We start from the raw sequence: 24,299 nt of genomic DNA on the forward strand, positions 1-24,299 counted from the left end.
GCCGGTACGGTCATCTCACGGTTCACTCGTATCTATCCGTGAGGTGTTATCTCCATGTCCTCGTTCCCGGTACCGGTCGAGCAGTTCCCCGTGCGCGTGCTAGGCGGCCCGACCGCCCTCTTCGAGTACGGCGGCCTGCGCTTCCTCACCGACCCGACCTTCGACGGCCCCGGCGACTACCCGGGACGCGGCGCGACCCTGACCAAGACCGCCCCCGCGAAGGCGGAGCCCGCGGACCTGGGCCCCGTCGACGTCGTGCTGCTCTCGCACGACGAGCACCCCGACAACCTCGACACGTCCGGCCGGACCCTGCTCGCCGAGGTGCCCCTCACCCTCACCACCCCCGGCGGCGGGCAGCGCCTCGGTGGCCGGGCCAAGGGGCTGGCCGACTGGGAATCCATCGAGCTGAAGCGCCCCGACGGCGGCACGGTGACCGTCACGGGCGTGCCCGCCGTACACGGACCCGGGACGCGCGAGGAGGTCGAACCGATCACCGGTCAGGTCGTGGGCTTCGTCCTGACCGGCGACGACCTGCCCACCGTCTACGTCAGCGGGGACAACGCCTCGCTCCGGGCGGTCGAGGAGATAGCGGAGCGCTTCGGCCCGGTGGACACCGCCGTCCTCTTCGCGGGAGCCCCGCGCTTCCCCGTCCTGTTCGACGGCGCGCCGCTCGTCCTGGACAGCGCGCAGGCGGCCGAGGCCGCGCGGATCCTGGGTGCCCGCCGCGTCGTACCCGTGCACTGCGACAGCTGGGCGCACTTCACCGAGGGTCGCGCCGACCTCGAAGCCGCCTTCGCCGCCGCGGGGTTGACCGGCCGACTGGACGCGGACTGGGGCCGGCAGGCCTGATGCGCGTACGGACGGCGCTCGGGCCGCGGTCCCAGGGGCCGCACGGGACGAGCGGGCGAGCGTATGCGCCGTGTGTCACCTTGGTGCCGTTCCTCCCGAGCGCTGGCACCTAGCGGCCAGCGCGGAGCGCCGGCGCAGGCGCGTTCCGGAACATGAAGCGTCCTGTTCCCTTCACTGCAAGGACGTTCACATGCGCATTCCGTTCGTTACCAGGGCCGCCGCGGCGGCCGTACTCGCCGCCTCCGCACTGGCGTTCGCCGCTCCGGCCGACGCCAGTGCGCAGAAGGCGCTCGTCGAGGTCCCGTGCACCGCTGGCGGCGACCAGGTGAAGTTCACCAAGTTCATGGGCTTCAGCCGCTGCTTCGAGGGGGCCGGCGACCTCGACGTACGGCCCGCCTTCAACACCGAGGCCAACTGGGTGAACACCGGCAACCACACGGGCTGGTTCAGCTACGAGCCCACCCCGGGCGACGTGCAGGTGCAGGTCTTCGGCAAGAACCAGTCCCTGACGGGCAAGTTCTACCCGCTCCGGCACCTCCACGTGGACGGCTGAGCCGCCCGCGCCGACCGGAAGCGGCCCGCCGGGTCCTCGGCCGGTTCTTCGGCCGGTTCCTCGGTCGGCTCCTCCCCGTCCCGTCCCCGTACCGGACGGGCGGGGAGGAGCCGGAGCGCACGTCAGGCCGAATGCTCGGCGCGCACGACGTTCATGCTCAGCGCGCGGAACTCGGTCGGGCTGATGCCGTACGCCTCGCGGAAGGAGCGGCTGAACACCACCGGTCCGCTGAAGCCCCAGCGGGCGGCGATGGCGCTGACGTGCCGGGTGCGCAGTCCCGGGTCGGCGAGGTCGGCGCGGCACCGTTCGAGTCGGCGACGGCGTATGCGGGCGTAGACGCTCTCCTCCTGGCCGTGGAAGAGCTGGTGGAGCGTGCGCACGGAGACGTGGTGGTGGGCGGCGATCGCCGCAGGGTCGAGCTCCGGGTCGCCGAGGTTGTGTTCGATGAAGGCGTGGATCCGCTGCACCAGCGCCTGCGTGCGCACTTCGGCGGGCAACCGGTCCTCGGTGTCCAGCTGTTGGGCCAGGCACGCCGCCACGAGGTCGACGGCGACCGTACTGAGGCGACGCAGTTCCGCCGGAGCGCATTCGGCTCCGTGGTCTTCGAGCGAGGTCATGAAGGACGCCAGGATCGCTGCCAGGCCCCGATCGCCCGGTATGCGCCGGGCCAGCACCTGGTCCAGGCTCTGGGTGCGCAGCGGCAGGACCTTCCGGGGCAGCATCAGGATCGTCGCCTGGACCTGACCGCCCCCGGTCGGCATCTGGTTGTCGGACGGCCGGGAGGTGTCCCAGAGCATGAGGTCACCGGCTCCGATGGTGCACTCGCTCCGGTGCTGCGACAGCGAGGTGGCTCCCTTGCGCAGGAGGGCCAGCTGGTACTCCTCCGGGTCACCGCGCCGGATCATCGCGGCCGTGCGCCGCGAACGCAGGGGCGCCAGGGAGAACTTCGACGCGCGGATGTCGCCCAGGTCGAGCACCGCTGCCTCCCCCTGGAAGTCTGCGGGCCGCTCACAACTGAGGGTGGCGGGCATCACCTCGCTCGACACGACGTCGGAGTACCAGTCGAACCGATCTCCCGCCGGAACCTCGCCCGTTGACACCACTGACCACATCCGGCGCTCCCTGTTGGATCTCTTTGACAAGACCAGGATGCAGCCAATGAACCGCTGCTGACGCACGCCGGGCGTGCAACCGATCATCGGGGCGCTCGTTGTGATCTCGGGTGCGCGGGGCGCGCGCCCCCGGAGCACAAACGAGCCATGTGCGCTAGCCGAAGTGGGTTGCCGATGATGAAGAACGTTCCTCCTACCGGGAGCGTGCCCTGGCACGTGTCCGCGTTCCGCGTCGGGACCGGGGACCCGGACGGGGCCGAGCTGATCGGGCGGATCCGCGAGCTGCGGGCGAGGATCCTCTTCGACCGCGGCCGCCGGCCCGATTTCCGCACCTCCGACGGTGGCTACGCCGATGACCAGGCGCTGGACTTCGGTGCCTGGCACTTCATCGGGAGGCGGGACGCCGACGGCCCGCCGCTGGGGTACGTGAGGCTCTCCACGCCCGAGACGGGCGACCTCTTCCAGACGCGGGCGTACCTGGGCGCCGAGCGCTACGAGGACGTGCTGCGGGAGTACGGCCTCGGTATCGCGGAAACGTTTGAGCACAGCCGCCTGGTCGTGGAGCACCAGGCGCGCAAGCTCGGGTTGGGGGTCCATCTCAACGCCTTCGCCATCGGGGCCGCGCGCCACCTGGGTGCGAAGGCGATGATCGGGACCTCCGGTACCGCCGACGGGCAGGATCGTTTCCACGAGCGGTTCGGCTTCCGCCCGGTCCCCGGGACGCGCCGTTACGTCGCGCGGTACACCGAGGACGTGCAGATCATGCTGTACCGCCCGGGGGTCTCGGCGGACGAGTTCACCTGGCTCGTGGAGCAACTGGAAGGGATCTTCCCGGCCTCGGTGGTCCCCGCACGGCGCGCGGGGCTCGGCGCCGCCGGGACTCCCGACGGCCCGCGGGCCCACCGCGCCCGGGCCGACGGGCCGAGGCGGGACCCCATCCGCCTGCCCGCTGCCCCGGGCGTGAGCGGTGACGCGCCCGCGGACGCGTGCTGGCAGCCGGTCCTCTTCGAGCTGGGGCGCGAGGGGGACCGGCTCGGCATGCAGGCCCTGCTCGATTCCGGCGCGGTCCGCGAGGTGCTGGACACGGTCGAGGACCAGCTCGCGGAACTGGTGACCAGCCGCGAGCCCCGGCTGCGGTCCTCGCCGGAGTCGGTGGAGCGGGCCGTGACGGAACAGCTGGCCGGGGTCGCTCCCCAGGAGTACGGCACCTGGGTCTGGTACCCGTGGTCGGGTCGGCTGGTGCACCTGCTGCCCAGGGAGGAGTTCCGCCTCGTCCGTACGGACCGCAACCGCGGACGGATCGATCGCGCCCAGCAGCGCCGGCTGCTGGGACGCCGGGTGGGCGTCATCGGTCTCTCGGTCGGCAGCAGCGCCGCCCTGACCTTCGCGATGGAGGGCATCGGCGGATCGTTCAAGCTGGCCGACTTCGACTCGCTCAGCGTCTCGAACCTCAACCGCTTGCGCGCGGGCGTGCACCACCTGGGTCTCAACAAGTGCGTGCTCGCGGCCCGTCAGATGCTGGAGATCGATCCCTGGCTGGACGTCGAGGTCTTCCAGGGAGGCCTGACGGACGACACCATGGAGGAGTTCTTCACCGGCGGCGCGGGTCCGATCGATCTCCTCGTCGAGGAGTGCGACACCCCGTACGTGAAGATCGCCGCCCGTGAGCGCGCCCGGTCACTGGGCGTCCCCGTCGTCATGGACGCGAACGACCGGGGGCTCCTCGACGTCGAACGGTTCGACCTGGAGCCCGACCGGCCCCTCCTGCACGGCCTGCTCGGCGGGACGACCTCCGAGGACCTGGCGGACCTCACCCCCGAGGAGATGGTCGACGTCATCCTCGCCATGGTCGACCGGGAGCGCATCAGCCCCGAACTGACCGCCTCCATCGACCAGATCGGCGTCACCCTCAGCAGTTGGCCGCAGCTCGCCTCGGGCGTCGCACTGGGCGGCGCCCTCACCGCCGATGCCGCGCGCCGCATCCTGCTGGGCCAGCCCCGGCCCTCGGGACGCTTCTATACGGACCTGGAGGTCCTCACCGCGGGCGACCGGAGCACCGTCGCGTGACCTGACGTGGGCTGTTCGGGGGGCGCGAGGGGCGTGAGGAGCGCACTCGTGGGGCGCACGATACGAAGATCAATTCGATCGCGTGCCCCCCGGGTGACGGGCCGGAGTCAATGCTTCCGCATCGCTACTGTGAGGACGCGCGAGCTCGTGATCGGCGGGCCGTGGCGCGCACGTGCCCCCGTCCGGAACGGGGCCGGTCACCACCATGACCGCACGGTGCGCAGGGCCGGAGGAACCCCCCGGCCCGCCACGCCTGCGAGGAAACCTTTCCCCGAGCTCCGCCGAGTCACCTCCCTCCCCATCACCCCACGACCGTCCTCCCCGGTCCCCGAACACGGGAAATGCCAACATGACGACGCATTCCGACACCCTGCACCGGATCACGGCCATCGTCGCGGCCGTCGCCGATCGCCCCGCCGACGAGATCGCCCCGGAGAGCCGACTGGTCGAGGACCTCGACCTCGACTCGCTCCAGGTCGTGGAGATCGCGGTCCGGGCCGAGGAGCAGTTCCGCACCCCCGTCGACGACGCGCTGCTGGCCGAGCAGGAGATGACCGTGGCGCGCTGCGCGCAGGTCGTGGCGGAGGCGGTCGCCCAGGGGATCCTCACGTGAGCGGGCAGGAACCTCCCGCCGCGTGGGGGATCCACGGACTGGGCGTCCACATCCCGCGACGCCGCGTCAGCAACGCGGACATCGCCGACCAATACGGGGTGGACCCCGAATGGATCGAGCGCATGACCGGCGTCACGCAGCGCCGGTACGCGGAACCGGCGCAGGCCACGTCCGACCTCGCCGTCGCGGCCGCCGAGCAGGCCCTCGCCGATGCCCAGCTGTCCCCACGGGACATCGACGTCATCCTCGTCGCCACGAGCACGCCGGACCAACTCGCCGTCGCCACGGCCTGCCGGGTGCAACACCGCCTCGGCGCGGACCGGGCCTGGGCCACGGACGTCGGCGGCGCGTGCGCCGGTTTCCTCTACGCCCTGAAGATGGCCCGCGACATCCTCGCCGCGTCCTGTCCCGAGGGGCGCGCCCTGGTCATCGGAGCCGAGGCGTTCTCCAAGTTCCAGAACCCCGCCGACCGGTCCACCGGCGTGCTGTTCGCCGACGGGGCCGGTGCGGTGGTCGTCGGCCCGGCAGCCGCGGGAAGCGGCATCCTGTGCAGCACGCAGGGAACCGACGGCTCCTTGGCGGACATCGTCGGCATCCGCGCGGGCGGCAGCGCGGAGCCGACCAGCGAGCACACCGTCTCCGAAGGCGGTCACTACCTGCACATGAACGGAAAGGCGGTCGCGGCCTATTTCCACGACGTCTTCCCGCGGATCGTCGAGTCGCTCGTCCAGTTGTCCGGCCTGCCCCTGGCCCAGATCGACCTGGTCGTTCCGCACCAGGCCAACCCCCGCATGCTGCGCACCCTGAGCCGGGGGCTGGACATCTCGCCCGCGCAACTCGTCGTCACGGCGGACACGTTCGGCAACACGGGCGCGGCTTCGATCCCCATGGCCCTGCACGTGGCGCGGGCCGAGGGCCGTCTCAAGCCGGAGAGCACCGTCCTCCACGCCGCGGTCGGCGCGGGAATGACCTGGGCCGGAACGGTACAGCGCTGGCTGTAGCCCGCCCGACACGGCCGGATTCCGGACCTGTTGGAGCCGGGGCCAGGCCCTCTGAGCCCAACCGGCATCCAGCTCCTGGCCCACCTGCTGGCTGCCTCCGGTGGCCGCTCCGTGACGGTCCCGCCCGGCCTGATCGCGGACGTGTTCCAGCGCGCCCTCGATGCCCTGCTGCCCGCGGACCGGGCGGCGCGACGGGCCGTCCTGGCCGGCCCGGGACTGCTCGCACCCGGCCCGGACGCCGACATGGTCCTCGTACCGACCCACCCGCAGACGGGGGAACCCTGGAGCCCGGCCGGACCGAACGCATCGGCGCACCCGGTGCCCCTGCCGTTCGGGATATGGATGTGGATGGCCTTCCCCGCGCCACACCTTCGCCGCCCCTCGGGAACCATGCCCGACGGGGTGCTCCGTGACGACCCGCCCCCGCCGCGTGCCCACCGCCTGTTCCGCGCCGACCGGGGGACCTTCCAGCACACCCTGGTCGGATGGCCGGCGGTCCGCAGCCCGTGGCTGCGCGAGATCCTCGACGACCTCACGCACCACGTGCGAACCGGCCTGTTCTAGCCGCCGGGCCGGCCCGGGCCCGGGGGATAGCCCCCGGGCAAACCCGGAGGAAGCCACCAGCGTGGTCCGCACCGGGCCCGAGTCATGATCGTTTCACCCCTCCGGGGAACGGGAACGAGCCGAGGAGTTCAGCATGACCACGTACCACGAGGCGATCGGCCGACGGAGGCTGCTCGCCGTGACGGCCGGGGTCGCCGCCACGGCCCTCCTGGCATCCACGGCCTCGGCCGCCACCTCCACGCCCGGCCCGCCGGCCCCCGCGGGCGCGAGGGACCAACAGGCGGCGGCGCTGCGCGCGCTGGAGCACGCCGCGCATCCCCTGCGCTCGACGGAGCCCGGCGGCAACACCATCGACCTGCGGGCGCTGGACGCCATGATCGGCGGTGCCAAGGTGGTCGGACTGGGCGAAGCGACCCACGGATCGCACGAGTTCTTCGCCATGAAGCAACGCGTCTTCAGCCACCTGGTCGAGGAGAAGGGCTTCACCACCTTCGCCCTGGAGATGAGCTGGACGGCCGGTCTGCGGATCGACGAGTACGTCCAGGGCGGCCCCGGTGACGCCCGGCGGACGGCCGAGGAGGCGCTGACCGGATCTCCTTGGGAGCGCGAGGAGTTCGTCGACCTCATCGCCTGGATGCGGCGGTACAACGACCGCCACCCCGGCCGCAAGGTCCGCTTCATGGGCAACGACATCGGGGCTCCGCGGCTCGGCGACGCCGTCTTCGACCGGGTCGTCTCGTACGTCCGCGCGAACCGCCCGCAGGACGTCGCGCGCCTGGAGGCGCTGTACGCGGGCCTGCGCCCCCTGGACGACGTCTTCGCGTACCTCCGCAAGCCCGTTGCCGAACGGCGCCTCGACGCCACCACCGCCCAGCAGGCGTTCGACCTGGTCACCGCGGGCAAGGGGGCCGGGGGCGACGCCTACGCCTGGGCCGAGCAGCACGCCCGGAGCATCGCCCAGACCTTCGCGTTCGCCTCGCTCGACCTGTCCGACCCGGCATCCGTCTCCGCCGCGCAGCACTTCCGCGACCGGGTCATGGCCGACAACACCGCCTGGTGGCACCGCCGCACCGGCGACAAGATGCTGCTCTCGGCGCACAACGGCCACGTGGGCTACCTGGCCAGCGACCCGGTGATGTACCCCACGACCCAGGGCGCCTTCCTGCGCGGGGCCCTCGGCCGGGACTACGTCGCCGCCGGCTTCACCTTCGGGCGCGGCTCGTTCCTCACCGCGACCACCCTCGGCAGCCCCTGGCGCGAGGTCACCGTCCCCGCGGCCACTCCCGACATGCAGGAGTACACCCTCGGCAGGGTGCGCTACCGCGACTACTACCTCGACCTGCGCACCCTGTCCGCCGCGGGCCGCAGTTGGCTCGGCACGCCCCGCCCCACCTACGAGGCCGGCTCGTCCTTCACGAAGGACCTGCTCCCCACCCTCGCCCTCACCGGGACGTACGACGTCCTCATCCACCTCGACCGGGTCCACGCGGCCACCAGCCTCTAGAGCGCCGCGCCGAGCCGCGCTGCACCACACCACGGCCGCATAGGGTGGACCGCCCCGGATCCGACCGGGGCACCACGGGAGGTAGTCGAGCATGGGCGCGTTGGACGGCAACACCGCACTGGTGACGGGTGGTTCGCGGGGAATCGGCCGTGCGGTCGCGTTACGGCTGGCCGCCGAGGGGGCGCTGGTCGCGGTCCACTACGGCGGCAACGAGGCGGCTGCGGCGCAGACCGTGGCGGGGATCGCCGAGGCCGGTGGCCGCGCCTTCGCGGTACGGGCCCGCTTCGGTGAGCGCGGTGCGGTGGACCGGCTGTTCGAGGGCCTCGCCGTCGGCCTGGCGGAGCACGGCGCGGACGGCCTGGACATCCTGGTGAACAACGCGGGCATGCACTCGGCCCGATCGATCGGGCAGCTCGGCGAGGAGGAGTTCGAGCGGCTCCTGGCGGTCAATGTGAGCACGCCGCTCTTCGTGGTCCAGAAGGCGCTGCCGCTGCTGCGGGACGGCGGGCGGATCATCAACATGGGCTCGGCGGCCACCCGCATCGCGAACCCCCTCCAGATCGGTTACACCGTCACGAAGGCGGCGCTGGCCGCCCTCGCCCCCTCGCTCGCCAACGAGTTGGGCCGGCGCGGGATCACGGTGAACACGGTCGAGCCCGGTGTGGTGCTGACCGACATGGTCGCCGCGTACGCCGCGGTTCCCGAGGCGGTCGCGGGCCTCGAAGCGATCACCGCGCTGGGGCGGATCGGGGAGCCGGAGGACATCGCCGACGTGGTGGGCTTCCTGGCGGGCCCGCAGGGTCGCTGGGTGACCGGCCAGACCATCGACGTGTCGGGCGGCACCTACCTCGGCCCGATCACGCCGGGGTGATCCGAAGGGGACGGCCTCGGCGGCGGGTTCGAGGTGTCGCCCCGGCCGGGCGGTACGGCGCGGAGTGCCGCCGTACCGCCCGGGCCGGGGCGGGGCCTACTGACCCGGCGGCCGGACCACTCCGTGGCCGGCGCCGGTCACGGCGCTAGGGCGTGTTTCGAAAGTCCCGCCTGGCTCGCGACGCCTGGTACCGCACCTCGCGGCGTTGTCGGAACGCCCGATTACGTCCAGTAGGCGGGCGATCCTCCGCCTTGCGATGCACGGCACCAGACGCCGCGAGCCGCGCCCTTCGGGCGCCCGGCGCCACTTTCGAAACACGCCCTAGCGCAGGTGCCGGGCGAAGAAACGGGCCCCGGGGTCGAGCTCGAACTGCGGGACGCCGGTGTGCCCGCCCATGTTGGCGTGCAGCGTCTTCTCCTGGGAGCCGAAGGCGTCGAAGAGGTCCAGGGCCGCCTGGCGGTCGTTGCCCTCGTCGTCCCACTGGAGCAGCACGTGCAGCGGAATGGTGACCCGCCGGGCCTCCTCGAACATGCTGGCGGGAATCAGGCTCCCGGCGAAGAATCCGGCGGCCACGATGCGCGGCTCGACGGCCGCGAGCCGGACGCCGATGGAGATGACTCCCCCCTCGTACCCGACCGGACCGCCGATCTCGGGAAGCAGCAGGAGCGCGTCCAGGGCGGCCTGCCATTCCGGCACCGACTTCTCGACCAGCGGGAGGATGAGGGCGTCGATGATCTCGCCCCCGACCGGCTCGCCGGCCGCCATGGCCCGCCGCAGGTCGGCCCGCGCCTGCTCGGCGACGTCCCAACGGGGCCGGTCACCGCTGCCGGGGAGCTCGATGGTGGCCGCGGCGAAGCCGTACTCCGTCGCGTAGTGCCGGGCCCGGCCCACCAGCCGGGGGTACATCCTGCGCAGTCCGAGCGGGGGGTGGCCGATCAGGATCAGCGGCGCCGGTGCGGAGGCGGGCGAGGGTGCGGGCGTGGGGGAGGGAGTCCAGAGGATGCCGGGGATGTCGCCGAGGGTGAACTCGCGTTCGAGAACGCCGTCGTCGAGGAGCTGTTCAGAAGTGAATCGCATGGTCGTGCCTTTCGGGAATGCGCGTGAACGGCGCTCCCGGACGACCTATCGCCCGACCATGACCCCGCGAGGGAGCACCCATGTCGTTACTGGTTCCACGGGTACCACCTCCTCGTCCATCGGCACGGTCACCGGAAACATAACAGCGCCCGCCGCGCGCGCCAACCCATTTTCTCGGGACGGCGATGGAGGTGGCGTGGCGATGAGTTTTTCCGGTCCGGACGGTCTTACCTGTGGTGACGACACAGGAGGAACGCATGGCGCAGTTGCTGAGGGTCCAGAACTTCAACGTCTCCCGGGACGGGATCGGTGCGGGGGAGGACCAGACCCTGGAGCGGCCGTTCGGGCACGTCGACCCCGGGCGGTTGTTCGCCTGGGCCGGTGCCACGGCGAGCTGGCCCATGCGCACCGATCCCGGGGGCAGCAGGGGTCTGGACGACTACTTCACGCGGGACTACGCCCGCGACATCGGTGCGGAGATCATGGGCCGCAACAAGTTCGGCCCCCAGCGCGGGCCCTGGCTCGACCACGACTGGCAGGGCTGGTGGGGTCAGGAGCCGCCCTTCCACACCCCCGTGTTCGTGATGACCCACCACGCGCGCCCCTCTCTGACCCTGTCCGACACCACGTTCCACTTCGTCGACGGCGCCCCCGCCGCCGTCCTGGAACGGGCTCGGGAGGCCGCGCGGGGCAAGGACGTACGGCTCGGTGGCGGCGCGAGCACCATCCGCCAGTTCCTGGACGCCGACCTCGTCGACACCCTGCACGTGGTGGTCTCCCCGTGTGAACTCGGGACCGGCGTACGGCTGTGGGAGTCCCCCGACGAGCTGCTCGACCGCTTCCACCTCGAAGTGGTTCCCAGCCCGAGCGGGGTGAGCCACCACCTGTTCTGGCGCAAGTAGCCGGTTCCGTTCGGACGGGGGGTCCGGCCGTATCGGGTGGGGCCGGGCCGAAGGCGATGGCCGGTCTGTGGTCTGGACCAATTCATCGGGCCCGTCGCAGACTGGCCCGATGAATCCGTTACGGACCACCTCGTGAGCACGCCCCGGACCGGCGAGCTGCCGCTGCACCGGCTGGAGGTCCCGCTCCCGCACCTCCTGCCCTTCGCCATCGGATCGTTCGACTCCATCGGGCCGCTCTCCCGCGCGAACTTCCCCCACCGGCACGCGTTCTACGAGATCGTGCACGTCACCGGCGGCACCGGCGCACACGTCCTCGACCTCGTCCACCGGCCGTTGGAGCCGCCGCACCTGTGCGTGATCACGCCCGGGCAGGTCCACCACTGGGAGGCCGCCGACGGACTCACCGGCCGCGTCATGCTGTTCAACGAGGACTTCCTCCTCTCCCACCCCGACGACGCCACCGCGCTGGACCAGCTGGCCGACCGGCCCTGGCTGCGCCTGCGCGACCGCCAGGACGGGATCGCGGACCTGCTCGCGGAGATGGAACGCGAGTACCGGGCCCTGCGCGAGGGGTACGCCGGGGTGCTGCGCGCCTACCTCCACATCCTGATCGTCCGGGCCCTGCGCAACTGCGAGCCGGGCCGGGAGCGGGGGCCCGCGGCAGCCGGCCGGGCCGTCGAACTCGCCGCCGCCTTCACCCGCCTGATCGCCGCCCAGGGCGGGGCGGAGTCCTCCGTGGCTTCCTGCGCGAAGGAGCTGGGAGTCTCGGCCGGCCATCTGCACGCGCTGGTCAAGGCCGCCACCGGCCAGACACCGGGCCGGTTGATCCGCCGCCGGCAGACGCTGGAGGCCAAGCGGCTGCTCGCCCGTACCGACCTCACGGTCAGGCAGGTGGCCCGGGACACGGGCTTCGCCGACCCCGCGTACTTCTGCCGGTTCTTCCGGCGGGAGACCGGCCTGAGCCCCGGGGACTACCGGGCGGCCTTCGACCGGGGGTCCGGGCCGACGGGCGGAGGAATTCACCACGATCCCCGGATCCCGTCCATCGCTGCCGCCGCGACGGGAACCGTAGGTTGACGCCGACGGGGCCGGGTGCCGACCGGGTGCGTGTCCCCCGCCCCGGGCAGCGCCCCACCGCAGCCCGGCGTCCGGCCCCGCACCCGTCGTACCACCGCCCGTCGTTCCCCCGCCCGTCCTCCCGCCCCACGCGTGTGAAGGAGCCGACCCATGCCCAGCCCCGGAGAACAGGACACCGCCGATCCGTCCCGGTCCGCATCACCGGACGCACCCGTCCCCGCCCCCGCCGGCAGCCCGAGCCGACCGAGCCGGCTGAGCCGCAAGAACTTCCTCAAGGCCGCCGCCCTCGCCACCACCCCGCTGCTCATAGGTGGCGGCGTGGCCCTGGCCCGCGACCAGGCAGGAGCGGGCGCCGCACTCGAACTGACCCCGACCTGCGACGACGGCGACCACCCCACCGTGCCCCAGACCGAAGGCCCCTACTTCAAGCCGAACTCCCCGCTGCGCACCTCCCTGGTCACCGCCTCCACCCCGGGCACCCGGCTCACCGTCAGCGGCTACGTCTTCGGCCGGGCCTGCCGGCCGATCGAGGGCGTCCTGCTGGACTTCTGGCAGGCCGATGTGAACGGCGCCTACGACAACACCGGATTCGGCTTCCGCGGGCACCAGTTCAGCGACGCCCAGGGCGGGTTCCGGTTGGCCACCATCGTGCCGGGGCTGTACCCGGGGCGCACCCGGCACATCCACGTCAAGGTCCAGGCCCCGGGGCGGCCGGTGTTGACCACCCAGCTGTACTTCCCGGGGGAGCCGCGCAACTCCACGGACTCGATCTTCGACGCCCGGCTGCTGATGAACGTGCGCCAGGCCGGACCGGGCAAGGAGGGCACCTTCGACTTCGTCCTGGACGTCGCGCAGACTCCCTCGCCCTCGCCCTCGCCCACGCCCACCGCGACCCCGCCCGGCCCGAGCACCCCGCCCTCCGGCACCTGGGCACCGGGAACCACCTACCGGGCCGGCGACCGGGTCACCTACGGCTCGGCGGCGTACACCTGCATCCAGGCGCACACCGCCGTGTCCGGTTGGGAGCCGCCGAACGTCCCGGCCCTGTGGCGCCGCGACTGACCGGCCTGCCCGGGCGGGCCGCCGCCGATCGGCCCGCTCCGAGCGATCAGCCCCGAGCGATCAGCGCAAGCCGGCGAAGAGGTCGGTCTCGGGCACGGGGGTGCCGGTGGTGTCCTGAACGCGCAGGAAGGTCTCGACGCCCATCAATTCGGCGAACCTCTCCTTGCCCATCCTGAGGAAGAAGATGTTCTCGCCCTGGCTGGCGTGCGCGGCCAGGGCGTCGAACTTCTGGCCGCTGTACGCGGTGGTGTCCACCCAGGTGGTGATCTCGTCGTCGGCGAGGCCGATCTCGGCCAGCGCGGCGGTCTCGGCCGGGTCCGGCGCCGGCCTGTCCCCGTGGAGCTCGCGCATGATCTCGCCGAACCGCTGCATCCCCGAGCGGGGCATCGTCGTCCAGTAGACCTTCGGGCTCAGGTCGGTGAGCTCCAGCGCGGCCATCGTGATGCGGTGGGCCTGGATGTGGTCGGGGTGTCCGTAGAAGCCGTTCTCGTCGTAGGTGACGACCACGTCGGGCCGGTAGTGCCGCATGAGGTCGGCGAGCCGGGCGGCGCCCTGCTCCACCGGCGTCTGCCAGAAGGAACCGGGGGCGTCGTTGCTCGACCACCCCATCATCCCGGAGTCGGCGTAGTCCAGCGTCTCCAGGTCGCTGATCTTCAGGACTTCGCAGCTCGCTTCGAGTTCCTTGCGGCGCAGCGCGGCGACGGCGGCCGGATCGTGCTGGGCATCACCGGGCTTGGCCCCGTCGATCCCGTCGCCGCAACCGCCGTCGGTACACGTCACCAGGACCGTGCGGATGCCTTCCGCCGCGTACCGCGCGAGGACCCCTCCCGTTCCGGTGGCCTCGTCATCGGGATGGGCGTGCACTGCCATGAGGGTCAAGGGCCGGTCAGTCATGGGGAAGTCCTCCTGCGGAAATACGTCGTGTTCCGAACATGGTGGCTCAACCCGGTCGAGGGACGCACACGCGGGGTGGGTGAGGGGTGTCGGCCGACCCGGCCCGGTAAGCGGGGTTCGAGACTCCTTCTAGAAGCGGCTGCCAGATTGGCGGTCGGACGCACACCGCTCCCCACAGAGGAGAACCAGATGCCCACGCTCGCCCCCGAACTCGATGCCGAGCTCGCCGCGCCGCTGACCGACCTGACCGACCTGGCCGACGACCTCTTCGACATCGACGTGCGGATCGAGGTCGACACGACGCGACCCGAGGCCGGCTTCACCAGCATCAGCTGCAGCTCCTGCCTCCAGAGCATGTGTTGGTGCTGAGGTAGGCGGCCGGCGGCCCCGGGCCGCCGGCCCCCTCGCCCGTCCCCTCATGTCGCTTCCTCCCGCACCCGCTCGTCCGATCCGCCGCCAACGTCAGGGGACCGCTCCCGATGCCGCCGAAGGCCGCGCACCGCCCGTACTTCCGCGCCGCACCCGTCGCCCTGCTGCGGGCACCGGCACGCGGCGCCCTCGAAGGTTCCGTCCGTACGTCCCCCGACGGCGCGCCCGACAGCCGCTCGGCCTGCGAGCGGCTCCTGCGCACGGCGGCGGGCGACGCTCCGTTCATGGAGGCCCTGTACGTCGCCAGCGCCTCGCTGGCACGGCTCGTCGAGTCGAGCACCGAGCCCGGGGGACTGGCTCCGCGCACCGACGGCCAACTGCGCAAGGCCGCGCTGTCCGTGGTCCGTTACGAGGCCAGGATGCGCTCCCGCTGCACCCCCTTCGGGCTGTTCGCCGGGGTCGCCCCCGTGCGCATCGGCACCTCGGCGAAAGTGTCCTGGCCGGAGCCCGCTTCCAGTCGCACCCGGGTGGATCTGGACTGGCTCTCCCGACTGATCCGCCAACTGGAACTGGACGGCGCTCTCTTGCCGCACCTCACCGTGCACGCACACACCGGGGTGTTCCCGCGCGGCGGCCGGCTCGTGATGGCCACGCCCTCCAACCCCGGCACCGGCGCGGGCGACGCCGCCCGCAGCGAGGTGTCCGTGCGGGTCACTCCCGTGGTCACCGCCGCCCTCGAACTGGCCTCGTCCCCGGACGGCATCCGCGCGGGCGAGGCGATCACCTCGCTCGAACGACGCTTCCCCACGGCCCGGGCCGGCGCCGTCGCCGGACTCCTCACCACACTGGTCCGGCAGGAATTCCTCGTCACGGGCCTGCGGCCGGTGCTCGACGGCGGCGATCCGCTGACCCACCTCATCGGGGTGCTCGCCGGCGCCCAGGAGTCGGCCGGCGCACCGCTCCCGGTTCTGACCGGGCTCCGGGAGGCGGCCGCGGCCCGGGACCGGGTCGACGCGGCCGCGCCCGGCGGGCGCCGCGCTGCGCTCGCCGACCTCGAAGCCGCACTGCGCGGGCTCGGAGGGGCGCGGGAGGACGACCGGCTCGTCCACGTGGACCTGGCCCTGGGCGCCGACGTGCGGCTGCCGCAGCCCGTGGCCGACGAGGCCGCCCGCGCGGTGGACGTCCTGTGGCGCCTGTCGCCGCCGGGCCCCGGAATGCCGGCGCTCCGCTCGTACCACCGCGACTTCATCGAGCGCTACGGCACCGACCGGGTCGTCCCGGTCCTCGAACTGCTCGACGACACGGTCGGATTGGGTGCGCCCGCGGGCTACGAGTGGCCCGCCTCCTCGCGCACCGAGGAGGCGCACACCGCGCCGGAGCGCGCCCGCGACCTGCTGCTCGGCCGACTGGCCGCGGCGGCGGTCCGGGCCGGTGCCCGTGAGCGGGCCCGTGAGGGAGCCGGCGACGGGGCGGCCCCCGAAGTGGTCCTGGACGACGAGCTCGTGGCGCGGCTCGTGCGCGGCGAGCCGGATCCCGCACGGCTGCCGAGGTCCTGCGAGATGTTCTGCACGCTGGTCGCGGACTCCGAAGAGGCGCTCGACCGCGGGGACTTCCTGCTCGTCGCCGGGCCGGGCCCCGCGCCCGCCGAGGCCGGGGCGACGTTCGGACGGTTCGCGGGGCTCACCGGCGGCATCACCGAGGAACTGGCCGCCGCCGTGCACCGGGACGTACCCGGCGCCGCACACCTCACCGTCGCGTTCCAACCGCGCACCGCACGGGCGCTCAACATCGCGAACAGCCCGCGCACCGCCGGACGCCAGGTGGCCGTCGGGCTGCCGCCGGATCCGAGCGCGCACGCCGTACGGCTCGACGAGATCGGTGTCGCCGGGAACGCCGACCACCTCTACCCGGTCCACCTGCCCACCGGTCTGAGGTTGCTCCCGCACACCTCGCACGCCCTCGACCTGCGCGGCCAGGCGCCCAACGCCGCCCGGTTCCTGCTGGAACTCGGCCGGGACGGCACCCGGATGTGCACCCCCTGGGACTGGGGCCCGGTCAGGACCGCTCCCTTCATGCCGCGCGTCCGCTACGGCCGCACGATCCTCTTCGCCGCGACCTGGCGCCTCGACGAACTGGCGGAGCACACGGCCCACGGACCGGCCGCGTGGTCCGCCGCGGTGGCCCGGTGGCGCGAGCAGTGGGGCGTCCCGCAGCGGATCGTACTGAGCCGGCTCGACCACCGGCTGCGCCTCGACCTGTCCGACGCCTGGCACCTGGAGGTGCTCCGGGACGCGCTGGCCAAGGACGGCGACCTCCTCGCCACGGAGGTCCCCGGAGGCGGGGAACGCACCGGCGGCTGGCTCCGCGACCCGGACGGCGCGTCCCGGCCGGCCGAACTGGCGCTGGCCTTCACGGGCGCCGACGAACCGGTGGCGCCGCGCGCGGCACGGCCCGCGGGTCCGGCGCGCACCGCCGATCCGGCGCGGACCGCGGGAACGCGGTCGTCGGAGGTGGGCGGCGAATGGCTCTACGCCAAGCTCTACCTCCCCGAACGGCACGTCCCCGCCTTCCTCCTCGAACGGCTCACCCCGTTCCTGGCCGGCCTGCCGGCCGAGTGCCGGGAGCTCGTCGACCGGTGGTTCTTCATCCGCTACCGGGACCAGGAGGACCACCTCCGGCTGCGTTTCCACGGCCCCGCCGGACCGCTGTGGGAGCGATTGTTGCCCGCCCTGCGCGCGGCGGTCCGGGAGTGGACCGCCGCGGGCCTGATCGGGCGGTGCGTCCTCGACGCCTACGAGCCCGAGTGGGAGCGTTACGGCGGACCGCGGGCCCAGGAGGCCGCCGAACGCTTCTTCGCCGCCGACAGCCGCGTGGCCCTGGCCCTGCCGCGCGCGGCCCGCGGCCAGGCGGCCGGTGGGCTCCGGTGGGCACCGGAGACCCTCGCCGCGATGTCGATGGCCTCGATCGCCCAGGCCTTCGGCCCGCCGCCCGACCCCGCGCCCCTTCCCGCTCCCGGTCCCACTCGCGCCGCCGGCGGCCCGTCCGCGCGGGAACGGTACGGGCCCCAGGAGCCGGGGGCCGCCTGGCTCGCCGCCGACACGGCGGGCCACGACCTCCCGCAGGGGTTCCGGGTCGACCGGGCGCAGTGGCTGCGCCTGGTCGACCCGGTCGGCGGGTGGCCCGTGCTCGGGGGAGACCCGGCCGGGCGGGAGGTGCTCGCCGCGCTGAACGACCAGGCCGCCCGGCTGCGCGCGTACCGGGAGGTCCTCGACGCCCTCGCCGACGCCGGCGAGAGCTGGTCGCCGCTGCCCCGCGTGCTCGCCGGCCTCCTGCACATGACCTGCAACCGCCTGCTCGGCCCCGACCGGGACGCCGAACGGCGGGCCTACGCCGCCGCCCGCTCCTGCCTGACGGGCAACGCCGACCGAAGGAGGCACCAGCGGTGACCACGGCCACCACCCTGATCGAGTCGGCCGTCGCACGGGTGGCGGACGCACTCGCCGACCCCGAGGCACTCGTCCGGCATCGCGGCGAGCGCGGCGACCCGGTGTCGCTCGAAGGCAACGCCGGCGCGGCGCTGTTCCTCGCGGAGCTCGCCGGTCGCGATCCGGGCCGGCTCCCGGCCGCCCACGCCCAGCTCTCGGTAGCCGCGCGGGCCCTGAACGGGACGGCTTCGGCGGGGCTCTACCACGGGCCCGCCGCGGTACTGGCGGCCGCGCAGGCCTGTGCACGACGCGGCGGGCACTACCCGCGGCTGCGCCACCAGTTGACCGAGCACCTGGCGACGCGGCAGCTGGCCGGGATCGCCGCCCCGCCGTCCCGCACCGGGGTGGACTGGTCGACGTACGACGTGATCTCCGGCGCCGCCGGCACCGGGCGGCTGCTGCTCGGCGCGGTGGCCGAGGGGGATCCCCAGGAGCGGGCCGCGGCCGAACCGGCCCTGCGGGCCACCCTCACCCGACTCGCCGCCCTGTCCCGGCCGGTGACGGTCGACGGCCACCCGGTCCCCGGCTGGTGGGTGCCCGGCCCGCTCCAGGCCACCCCCGCGGACCAGGAGCTGTTCCCCCGCGGGGACTTCAACCTCGGTCTCGCCCACGGCATCGCGGGCCCGCTGGCGCTGCTCGTCCGCTGCGCCGAAGCCGGGGTCACGGTGGACGGGCACCTCGACGCCGTCCAGCGGATGGGCCGCTGGCTCGCGGACCGGGCCGACCGCGATGCGGCCGGTCCCTACTGGGAGCCGCGGCTGGCCTTCGAGGACGAAGTCGTGCGGAGTGCGGGCGGCAGTACGCCCCCCTCCGCCCACGCCGCCGCCGCCTCGGGCGGGGCATGGTGCTACGGAGCGGTGGGCATCGCGAACGCGCTCGCCGGGGCCGCCCGGCTCACCGGAGAGAGGGGCTGGCAGCGGCTCGCCCTCGACGCCGCCCGCGCGCTGCTGCGCCGTCCCGACACCGAGCACCACCTCAAGGGCCCCACGCTGTGCCACGGCCGGGCCGGGTTCCTCCAGGGCCTGTGGCGGCTGGGCCGGCTCACCGGGGACCGGGAACTGCTCGATCGGACCGCACCGCTGGCCGAGGAGCTGGCCGCCCTGGCGCGGCCGGAGGCACCCTTCGGATTCCGTCACCTGTCACCCGTACGGTCCGACCGGGGCTGGGACCGTGCGCAGCCGCTGCGGGCCGTGGACAACGGCGGGCTCCTGGAAGGGGCGGCCGGGGTCGCGGCGACCCTCCTGTCGATGCTGCCCGGGGGAGCCGAGGAGGGCCCGCACTGGGACCGGGTGCTGCTCCTGTCCTGACGCACACCCCGACCGCCCGCACCTCACCCCGCGCCGCCCCTCCGAGGAGACCCACCATGAGTTCTGGCACCGCCACGGCACGCGACCTCGTCCCGCTGCCCCGGGGGCAGGTCCTGATGGTGGGCACGGGCGCCTTCGACGTGGTGAAGATGCCGACCTGGGTGATGTGGCTGAGGGTGACCTGCGGCTGGTCGGTACGGGTCTGCCTGACGGCGTCCGCCGATCTCCTGGTCTCCCGGCGGGCCCTGGCGGCCGCGGCCCAGGCGCCGGTCAGCGGCCCCGCGTGGGACACCGAGCAGGGCCGGGTGCCGCACCAGGAGCTGGCGGAGTGGGCCGACCTGGTCCTGGTGCTGCCGGCCACCGTCAACTTCATCGGGAAGTGCGCGGCGGGCATCGCCGACGACCTCGCGCTGACCATGGTCATGAACACCCTGGCCCCCGTGGTCATCGGCCCGTCGATCCCGGCCACCGCGCTGCGCCGCCCCGCGGTCCGACGGAACCTGCGCACCCTGGCGGAGGACGGCTTCCACGTGGTGCCCCCCGGCGCGGGCACCTCCGTGCACGAGGGCAGGAGCACCGACGGGTGGGGGAGCGAGCTGGGGTCCGCGCTGGAGTGCGCGGCGAAGGCGTTCGCCGAGGTCCGGGAGGCCTGACGCGCGCCGCCGCACGCGAGGGAACGGCCCCGGTCCCGGCGGGCCACACCGCGCGTCAGGCGGTGTCGGTGTCGGTGTCGGTCTCCGCGGTCATGCGGGCCACGTGGAGCGCGAGGTAGGACACCTCGTCCTCGCTCAGCTGCTGCCCCAGGCGCAGCTCGACGATCGTCGCCAGCTGCTGCGCGGTGTGGGTCGCCTCCGGGTAGTGCTGGCGGATGCCCTTGCCGATCGTGGACTCGTGCCCCTTCAGCTGCCGGTGCTGCTGGACGCGGACGAAGAGGTAGCGCACGTGGGTGATGAACCGCGCCGCGCTCATGGACTCCTGGGGGACCTCCAGCCCGTACCGCTCCCGTACGACGGCGAGCATCTGCTGGATGACCCCGGTCATCGTGTACGTGAAGGACAGGTCGCCCGAGGCGAAGCCGGCGTTGACCAGGTGCAACGTGAGCGCGGTCGCCTCGGAGGGGGCCAGCTGCGGGTCCACGCGCTCGTTGATGGCCGCCAGCAGGCGCCGCGCCTGGGCGTACTCGGCGGCGTACAGGGTCTGGGCCTCGGCCTGCAGCGGGTACTCGACGACGATGCCCCGTGCGGCCCGGTCCAGCGCGCCGGCGACGTGGTCGGCGACGGCGATCGCGAGGGTGGGGCGGGTGGACTCGCGTCCCTCGATGCCGACCTCGCTGAGGGCGATCACGACGGCCCGCAGGACCTCCTCGCCGATCAGCGTGAGGACCTCGGCCAGATGGTCCGGGTCACGGCCGTCGGCCGGCACGAAGACGCGCACGATCAGCGCGGGGTCGACGATCTGGCCCTGGCGGCAGTTGAAGCCGATGCCGCGCCCGGTGAGGATGACCTCCTGGCCCTGCTCGTCGCGTGCCAGGACCACGTTGTTGTTGAGGACACGCAGCGCCTTCACCGCCTGCTCGCCTTCCTGTCCCGAGTCCGATGTCTGCCCATGATCTCGCACTGTCCGACGGCTCCGCCCCATCCGGCCCGGTCGTACCCGGCCGTACCCGGCTCCGCCCGGCCCCGTGCGGGCCGGGCGGGAGCGGATCGGGCGGGAGCGGAGCGAGTGCTGTGACCGGAAAGGTTCACCGTGTCGCGGCGCCCGGCACGGCACCTCTCCCCCAGCTACCGCTGGGAGGTGCCCCCTGCGTTGTCGGACCACGACGGTACGTCCAGTACGAGTCGAGGTCCTCCGTCTTGCGATGCACCGCACCGGACACCGCGACCCGGCAAACCTTTCCGGCCACAGCACTAGTGGATCAGCGCCGTACGGTCACCACGGGGGCGCCGGCGGCGACGTCCTTGCCGGTGTGCGGTTCGACCGAGGCGAGCTCCGCGGTGTTGGTGACCGTCATCAGCGTGACGGTCGGGTGCTCGGCGGCGCGCACCGCGTCGAGGTCGACCTCGACGAGGAGGTCGCCGGCGGACACCTGCTGGCCGGACTCGACGCGCACGTCGAAGCCCTCCCCGTTCATCTGCACCGTGTCGATGCCGACGTGGACGAGCACTTCGATGCCGTCCGCGGTACGGATGCCGAAGGCGTGGCCGGTCTTCACGACCGTGACCAGCTCACCGTCGACCGGGGCGACGATCCGGCCGTCGGTCGGCTCGATGCCCACGCCTTCGCCGAGCGCGCGGGAGGCGAAGACCGGGTCCCCGACCTCGTCGAGGCCGACCACGCGACCCGCGACCGGCGCCGCGAGTTCGACGCCCTTGCCCGCGGGGGAGCCCGCGGAGGTGCCGGCGCCGCCCGCGGTCGCGGGGGCCGCGGGGGTCGCGGCAGCCGCGACGGAGGTGGCACCGACGGAGGCCGCGCCGACGGTGACGAGCTCGCGGTCGTCCGCCGCTTCGGCGCCACCCCGCGCGGCGGCCTCGGCGGCCTCGGCGACGTCGCGCTCGGCGTTGGCCGCGGCGCGCTCCTGCGGGGTGCGGAAGTCGGAGAAGTACACGAGGGCCATAGAGACGAAGAAGGAGGCCGTGATCGCGATGGCGTAGGTGGCCATCGGGGAGAAGACCGGGATGGTCAGCAGGGAGGTGAAGGCGAAGGCCTTGGTGTCCACGCCGCCCAGGACGCCCACGATCACACCGCCGACGAGGCAACCGATGAGCATGCGCGGGTAGATCCGCTTGAAGCGCAGGTGGATGCCGTACAGCGAGGGCTCGGAGATGCCGCCGAACAGGCCCGCGGCCAGTGCGCCGGTCGCGGTCTGGCGCATCTCCTTCTCACGGTGGCGCAGCGAGAGCAGCAGCACACCGGCGGTCGCGCCGAAGCAGGCGAAGTTCCATGCGCCCATCGGGCCCTGGATGAAGTCGAAGCCGATGGTGTTGATGTTCTGCAGCATGAGCGCGTTCAGCGGCCAGTGCAGGCCCAGCGGCACCAGGAACGGGTAGAGCAGCGGAATGATGATCGCGAAGACGATCGGGGCGTTGCCGTTCAGCCAGGACAGGCCCGAGCCGAGACCGTTGCCGGCCCAGATGCCCAGGGGGCCGATGAGGAAGGCGGTCACCGGGATCATGATCAGCATGCTGAAGAACGGTACGAAGACCAGGTGCACCGCTTCGGGGAAGAGGCGCTGCAGACCCTTGTAGACGAGGGCGAGGACGGCGACCATCAGCAGCGGCACGAAGACCTGGCCGCCGTAGTCGTTCAGCTGCATCGGCAGTCCGAAGACCCGCGCGACGCACTCCTGCGTACCGAGCGTCGCGTTGGTGGTGCAGCTGATGCCGGGGATCCCGGACTTCTCGTTCAGCATGCCGGTGAAGTTCGGGGTCATCACCGCGGCCATGACCGCGGCGCCCACCCAGGGGTCGATCTTCAGCTTCTTCGCCGCGTTGTAGGCGACCATGATCGGCAGGAAGTACAGCACCGAACGCCACATCGCGTCGACGAAGACCCAGCTGGCGGACTTGTCCGCGGCCCGGAAGTCCACCAGGCCCAGGGCGTCGAGGACGGAGGCGATCGCGATGATCAGCGAGGAGCCCAGGAGCACGCCCATCAGCGGGCGGAACGAGTCGGAGAGGTACTCGAAGAAGTTGTCGACCCAGGCGTAGCGGCCACGGCCCTTGGACCGGACGGCGGCCTTGACGTCCGCGTCGGACTGCGGGCGGGGAGTGCCGCCACCGCTCATGGACGGCAGGTTCATGAGCTTCGAGTAGACGTTCGCGACGGCCCCGCCGATCACGATCTGGAAGCGGTCACCGGACTGCGCCACCGTGCCCATCACCCCGTCGAGGGCGTCGAGAGCGGCCTTGTCGACCTTCGACCCGTCGTGGAGCTGGAAACGGAGCCGGGTCGCGCAGTGCGTGAGGCTCTCGACGTTCCCGGCCCCGCCGATGCCGCGAAGGATCCTCTCCGCCAGCTCACCGGGCCCTGCTGTGGGTGTGTTCATGATGCGTCCTTGCATCTCTGGGCTCTCGCCGTCCTGCCATCGGTCCGCGATCTCTCCCACCCGGGTCAGGGCAACAAAAAAGGCCCGGGTCGCGCCAAAGGCGCTACCCAGGCCTTGCCTCCCAGCGAACGGACCACCGCCGTGGCATCGCGCTGGGCGATGACGGTGACGCGCTCGGGGAGTAACAACCCTGTGATCGAGATCGATCTAACGGAACCTTAACACCGACCGCGGTGACCAGCGGTTCCTCGGGGCGAATGACAGAACGAGACCTCCATCACGGCCGCCCCTCACCCCCTTCGCCCCTCACCCCTTACCTTGGTGGCATGGGGGAGAAGAGCACAGGGGCCCGGGCCGACGTCACGCATGGGGACGGGTCGGCCGAGGACGACTGCGGCCGCGAGCGGTGCCTTCCGGAACCGTGGATGTGCAACGTCTTCCACATCGACGGCAGCCTGCGGGACATCCGGGTCCTCGACGTGACGGGCGACGAGTGGATCGCGGTCCTCGAACGCCTGCGTGTCGCGGCCGACGAGGTCGAGATCGATCACCCCTACCCCCAGCTCGATCCGACGAGCCCGGCCACCGCCGACCTCTTCCGCGCGTGGGCGGACGAGCCGGAGGGCCGGGGCACGACCTTCGCCTTCCGGGCCCGCTTCGGCGACGTGTGGTTCTTCGCCCTCCCCCTCGACGACGAGGAGATCGAGTTCTCCCTGTGGCCCGACGGCGTCGTCGACGGTACGGGCGTGGCCGCCGTACAACGGTTCCTGACCGAGGTCGCGACGGCCGGCCGACGCCCGTCCGTACTGACCGCCGAATGCGTCACCTACGCCCCGGGAATGCCGACGCTGATGTCCCACGACCCCGCCACCGGCCTCGACTTCCACATCTGAACGGTGCGGTGACGCTCGCGCGCACCGGCGACGTGTCGTCGGCGCGGCGTACCG

20 protein-coding genes and 1 pseudogene are annotated in these 24,299 nt (G+C 72.8%); 16 read left to right on the plus strand and 5 right to left on the minus strand.

Annotated features, from left to right (window positions below; genetic code table 11):
- Positions 1–54: 54 nt before the first annotated feature.
- Positions 55–849 carry an MBL fold metallo-hydrolase gene (locus tag ACIQWR_RS24040; RefSeq protein WP_404012986.1) on the plus strand — a complete coding sequence of 265 codons (795 nt, stop codon included), beginning with the start codon at positions 55–57 and terminating at the stop codon, positions 847–849.
- Between the two features lie 190 nt (positions 850–1,039).
- Positions 1,040–1,402 (plus strand): hypothetical protein, encoded by a 363-nt coding sequence (locus tag ACIQWR_RS24045; protein WP_404012989.1) that lies wholly within the window; start codon positions 1,040–1,042, stop codon positions 1,400–1,402.
- Positions 1,403–1,524: 122 nt separating this feature from the next.
- On the opposite strand, the gene ACIQWR_RS24050 is transcribed toward ACIQWR_RS24045, so the two are convergent.
- On the minus strand, positions 1,525–2,514 hold the full coding sequence (locus tag ACIQWR_RS24050) for a helix-turn-helix domain-containing protein (protein WP_404012992.1): 990 nt from the start codon (positions 2,512–2,514) through the stop codon (positions 1,525–1,527).
- A gap of 216 nt (positions 2,515–2,730) precedes the next feature.
- Here ACIQWR_RS24050 and ACIQWR_RS24055 point away from each other — a divergent pair, with 216 nt between their 5' ends.
- The 6 genes and pseudogenes from ACIQWR_RS24055 (at position 2,731) to ACIQWR_RS24080 (ending at position 9,134) form a co-directional block, all read left to right on the plus strand.
- Positions 2,731–4,581: a ThiF family adenylyltransferase gene (locus ACIQWR_RS24055; RefSeq protein WP_404012995.1), complete on the plus strand. Its 1,851-nt coding sequence runs from the start codon at positions 2,731–2,733 to the stop codon at positions 4,579–4,581.
- Between the two features lie 349 nt (positions 4,582–4,930).
- On the plus strand, positions 4,931–5,194 hold the full coding sequence (locus ACIQWR_RS24060) for an acyl carrier protein (protein ID WP_404012998.1): 264 nt from the start codon (positions 4,931–4,933) through the stop codon (positions 5,192–5,194).
- Entirely contained in the window at positions 5,191–6,195 is a 1,005-nt protein-coding gene (locus ACIQWR_RS24065) for a 3-oxoacyl-ACP synthase III family protein (protein WP_404013000.1), read from the plus strand. The genes ACIQWR_RS24060 and ACIQWR_RS24065 overlap by 4 nt, the downstream gene beginning before the upstream one ends.
- 75 nt (positions 6,196–6,270) lie before the next feature.
- Positions 6,271–6,759, plus strand: a pseudogene (locus ACIQWR_RS24070) (hypothetical protein); the annotation flags it as partial.
- Positions 6,760–6,892: 133 nt separating this feature from the next.
- The gene (locus ACIQWR_RS24075) at positions 6,893–8,263 is read left to right on the plus strand and encodes an erythromycin esterase family protein (RefSeq protein ID WP_404013003.1); all 1,371 of its coding nucleotides are present in this window, start codon (positions 6,893–6,895) and stop codon (positions 8,261–8,263) included.
- A 91-nt stretch (positions 8,264–8,354) separates the two neighbouring features.
- Entirely contained in the window at positions 8,355–9,134 is a 780-nt protein-coding gene (locus ACIQWR_RS24080) for an SDR family oxidoreductase (protein WP_404013006.1), read from the plus strand.
- A gap of 321 nt (positions 9,135–9,455) precedes the next feature.
- Here ACIQWR_RS24080 and ACIQWR_RS24085 read toward each other — a convergent pair whose 3' ends face one another.
- Positions 9,456–10,211, minus strand: coding sequence for an alpha/beta hydrolase (locus ACIQWR_RS24085; protein ID WP_404013009.1), 756 nt, complete (start codon positions 10,209–10,211; stop codon positions 9,456–9,458).
- Positions 10,212–10,468: 257 nt separating this feature from the next.
- On the opposite strand from ACIQWR_RS24085, the gene ACIQWR_RS24090 reads away from it, so the two are divergent.
- From ACIQWR_RS24090 to ACIQWR_RS24100, 3 genes are all read left to right on the plus strand, one after another.
- Positions 10,469–11,113, plus strand: a complete 645-nt coding sequence (locus tag ACIQWR_RS24090; protein WP_404013012.1) for a dihydrofolate reductase family protein — start codon at positions 10,469–10,471, stop codon at positions 11,111–11,113.
- A 132-nt stretch (positions 11,114–11,245) separates the two neighbouring features.
- Complete coding sequence (locus tag ACIQWR_RS24095; RefSeq protein ID WP_404013015.1) at positions 11,246–12,190, plus strand: AraC family transcriptional regulator; 945 nt, start codon at positions 11,246–11,248, stop codon at positions 12,188–12,190.
- Positions 12,191–12,340: 150 nt separating this feature from the next.
- Complete coding sequence (locus ACIQWR_RS24100; RefSeq protein ID WP_404013018.1) at positions 12,341–13,252, plus strand: carbohydrate-binding protein; 912 nt, start codon at positions 12,341–12,343, stop codon at positions 13,250–13,252.
- Positions 13,253–13,312: 60 nt separating this feature from the next.
- On the opposite strand, the gene ACIQWR_RS24105 is transcribed toward ACIQWR_RS24100, so the two are convergent.
- Positions 13,313–14,146, minus strand: coding sequence for a PIG-L family deacetylase (locus ACIQWR_RS24105; protein ID WP_404013021.1), 834 nt, complete (start codon positions 14,144–14,146; stop codon positions 13,313–13,315).
- Positions 14,147–14,335: 189 nt separating this feature from the next.
- Between ACIQWR_RS24105 and ACIQWR_RS24110 the strand changes: the two genes are divergently transcribed.
- The 4 genes from ACIQWR_RS24110 (at position 14,336) to ACIQWR_RS24125 (ending at position 19,960) form a co-directional block, all read left to right on the plus strand.
- A complete protein-coding gene (locus ACIQWR_RS24110; RefSeq protein ID WP_404013024.1) occupies positions 14,336–14,515 on the plus strand; it encodes an FDLD family class I lanthipeptide in 180 nt (59 codons plus the stop codon).
- A gap of 110 nt (positions 14,516–14,625) precedes the next feature.
- Positions 14,626–17,961 carry a lantibiotic dehydratase gene (locus tag ACIQWR_RS24115; protein WP_404013027.1) on the plus strand — a complete coding sequence of 1,112 codons (3,336 nt, stop codon included), beginning with the start codon at positions 14,626–14,628 and terminating at the stop codon, positions 17,959–17,961.
- Positions 17,958–19,307 (plus strand): lanthionine synthetase C family protein, encoded by a 1,350-nt coding sequence (locus tag ACIQWR_RS24120; protein WP_404013029.1) that lies wholly within the window; start codon positions 17,958–17,960, stop codon positions 19,305–19,307. The genes ACIQWR_RS24115 and ACIQWR_RS24120 overlap by 4 nt, the downstream gene beginning before the upstream one ends.
- Before the next feature lie 56 nt (positions 19,308–19,363).
- Positions 19,364–19,960 (plus strand): flavoprotein, encoded by a 597-nt coding sequence (locus ACIQWR_RS24125; protein ID WP_404013032.1) that lies wholly within the window; start codon positions 19,364–19,366, stop codon positions 19,958–19,960.
- 55 nt (positions 19,961–20,015) lie between these two features.
- On the opposite strand, the gene ACIQWR_RS24130 is transcribed toward ACIQWR_RS24125, so the two are convergent.
- A complete protein-coding gene (locus ACIQWR_RS24130; protein ID WP_404013035.1) occupies positions 20,016–20,873 on the minus strand; it encodes a PRD domain-containing protein in 858 nt (285 codons plus the stop codon).
- A 349-nt stretch (positions 20,874–21,222) separates the two neighbouring features.
- Positions 21,223–23,352: a glucose PTS transporter subunit IIA gene (locus tag ACIQWR_RS24135; protein ID WP_404013038.1), complete on the minus strand. Its 2,130-nt coding sequence runs from the start codon at positions 23,350–23,352 to the stop codon at positions 21,223–21,225.
- 326 nt (positions 23,353–23,678) lie between these two features.
- On the opposite strand from ACIQWR_RS24135, the gene ACIQWR_RS24140 reads away from it, so the two are divergent.
- Positions 23,679–24,245 (plus strand): hypothetical protein, encoded by a 567-nt coding sequence (locus ACIQWR_RS24140; RefSeq protein WP_404013041.1) that lies wholly within the window; start codon positions 23,679–23,681, stop codon positions 24,243–24,245.
- Positions 24,246–24,299 lie beyond the last annotated feature (54 nt).

Source organism: Streptomyces sp. NPDC098789 (genome assembly GCF_044759975.1).
Taxonomy (GTDB): Bacteria; Actinomycetota; Actinomycetes; order Streptomycetales; family Streptomycetaceae; genus Streptomyces.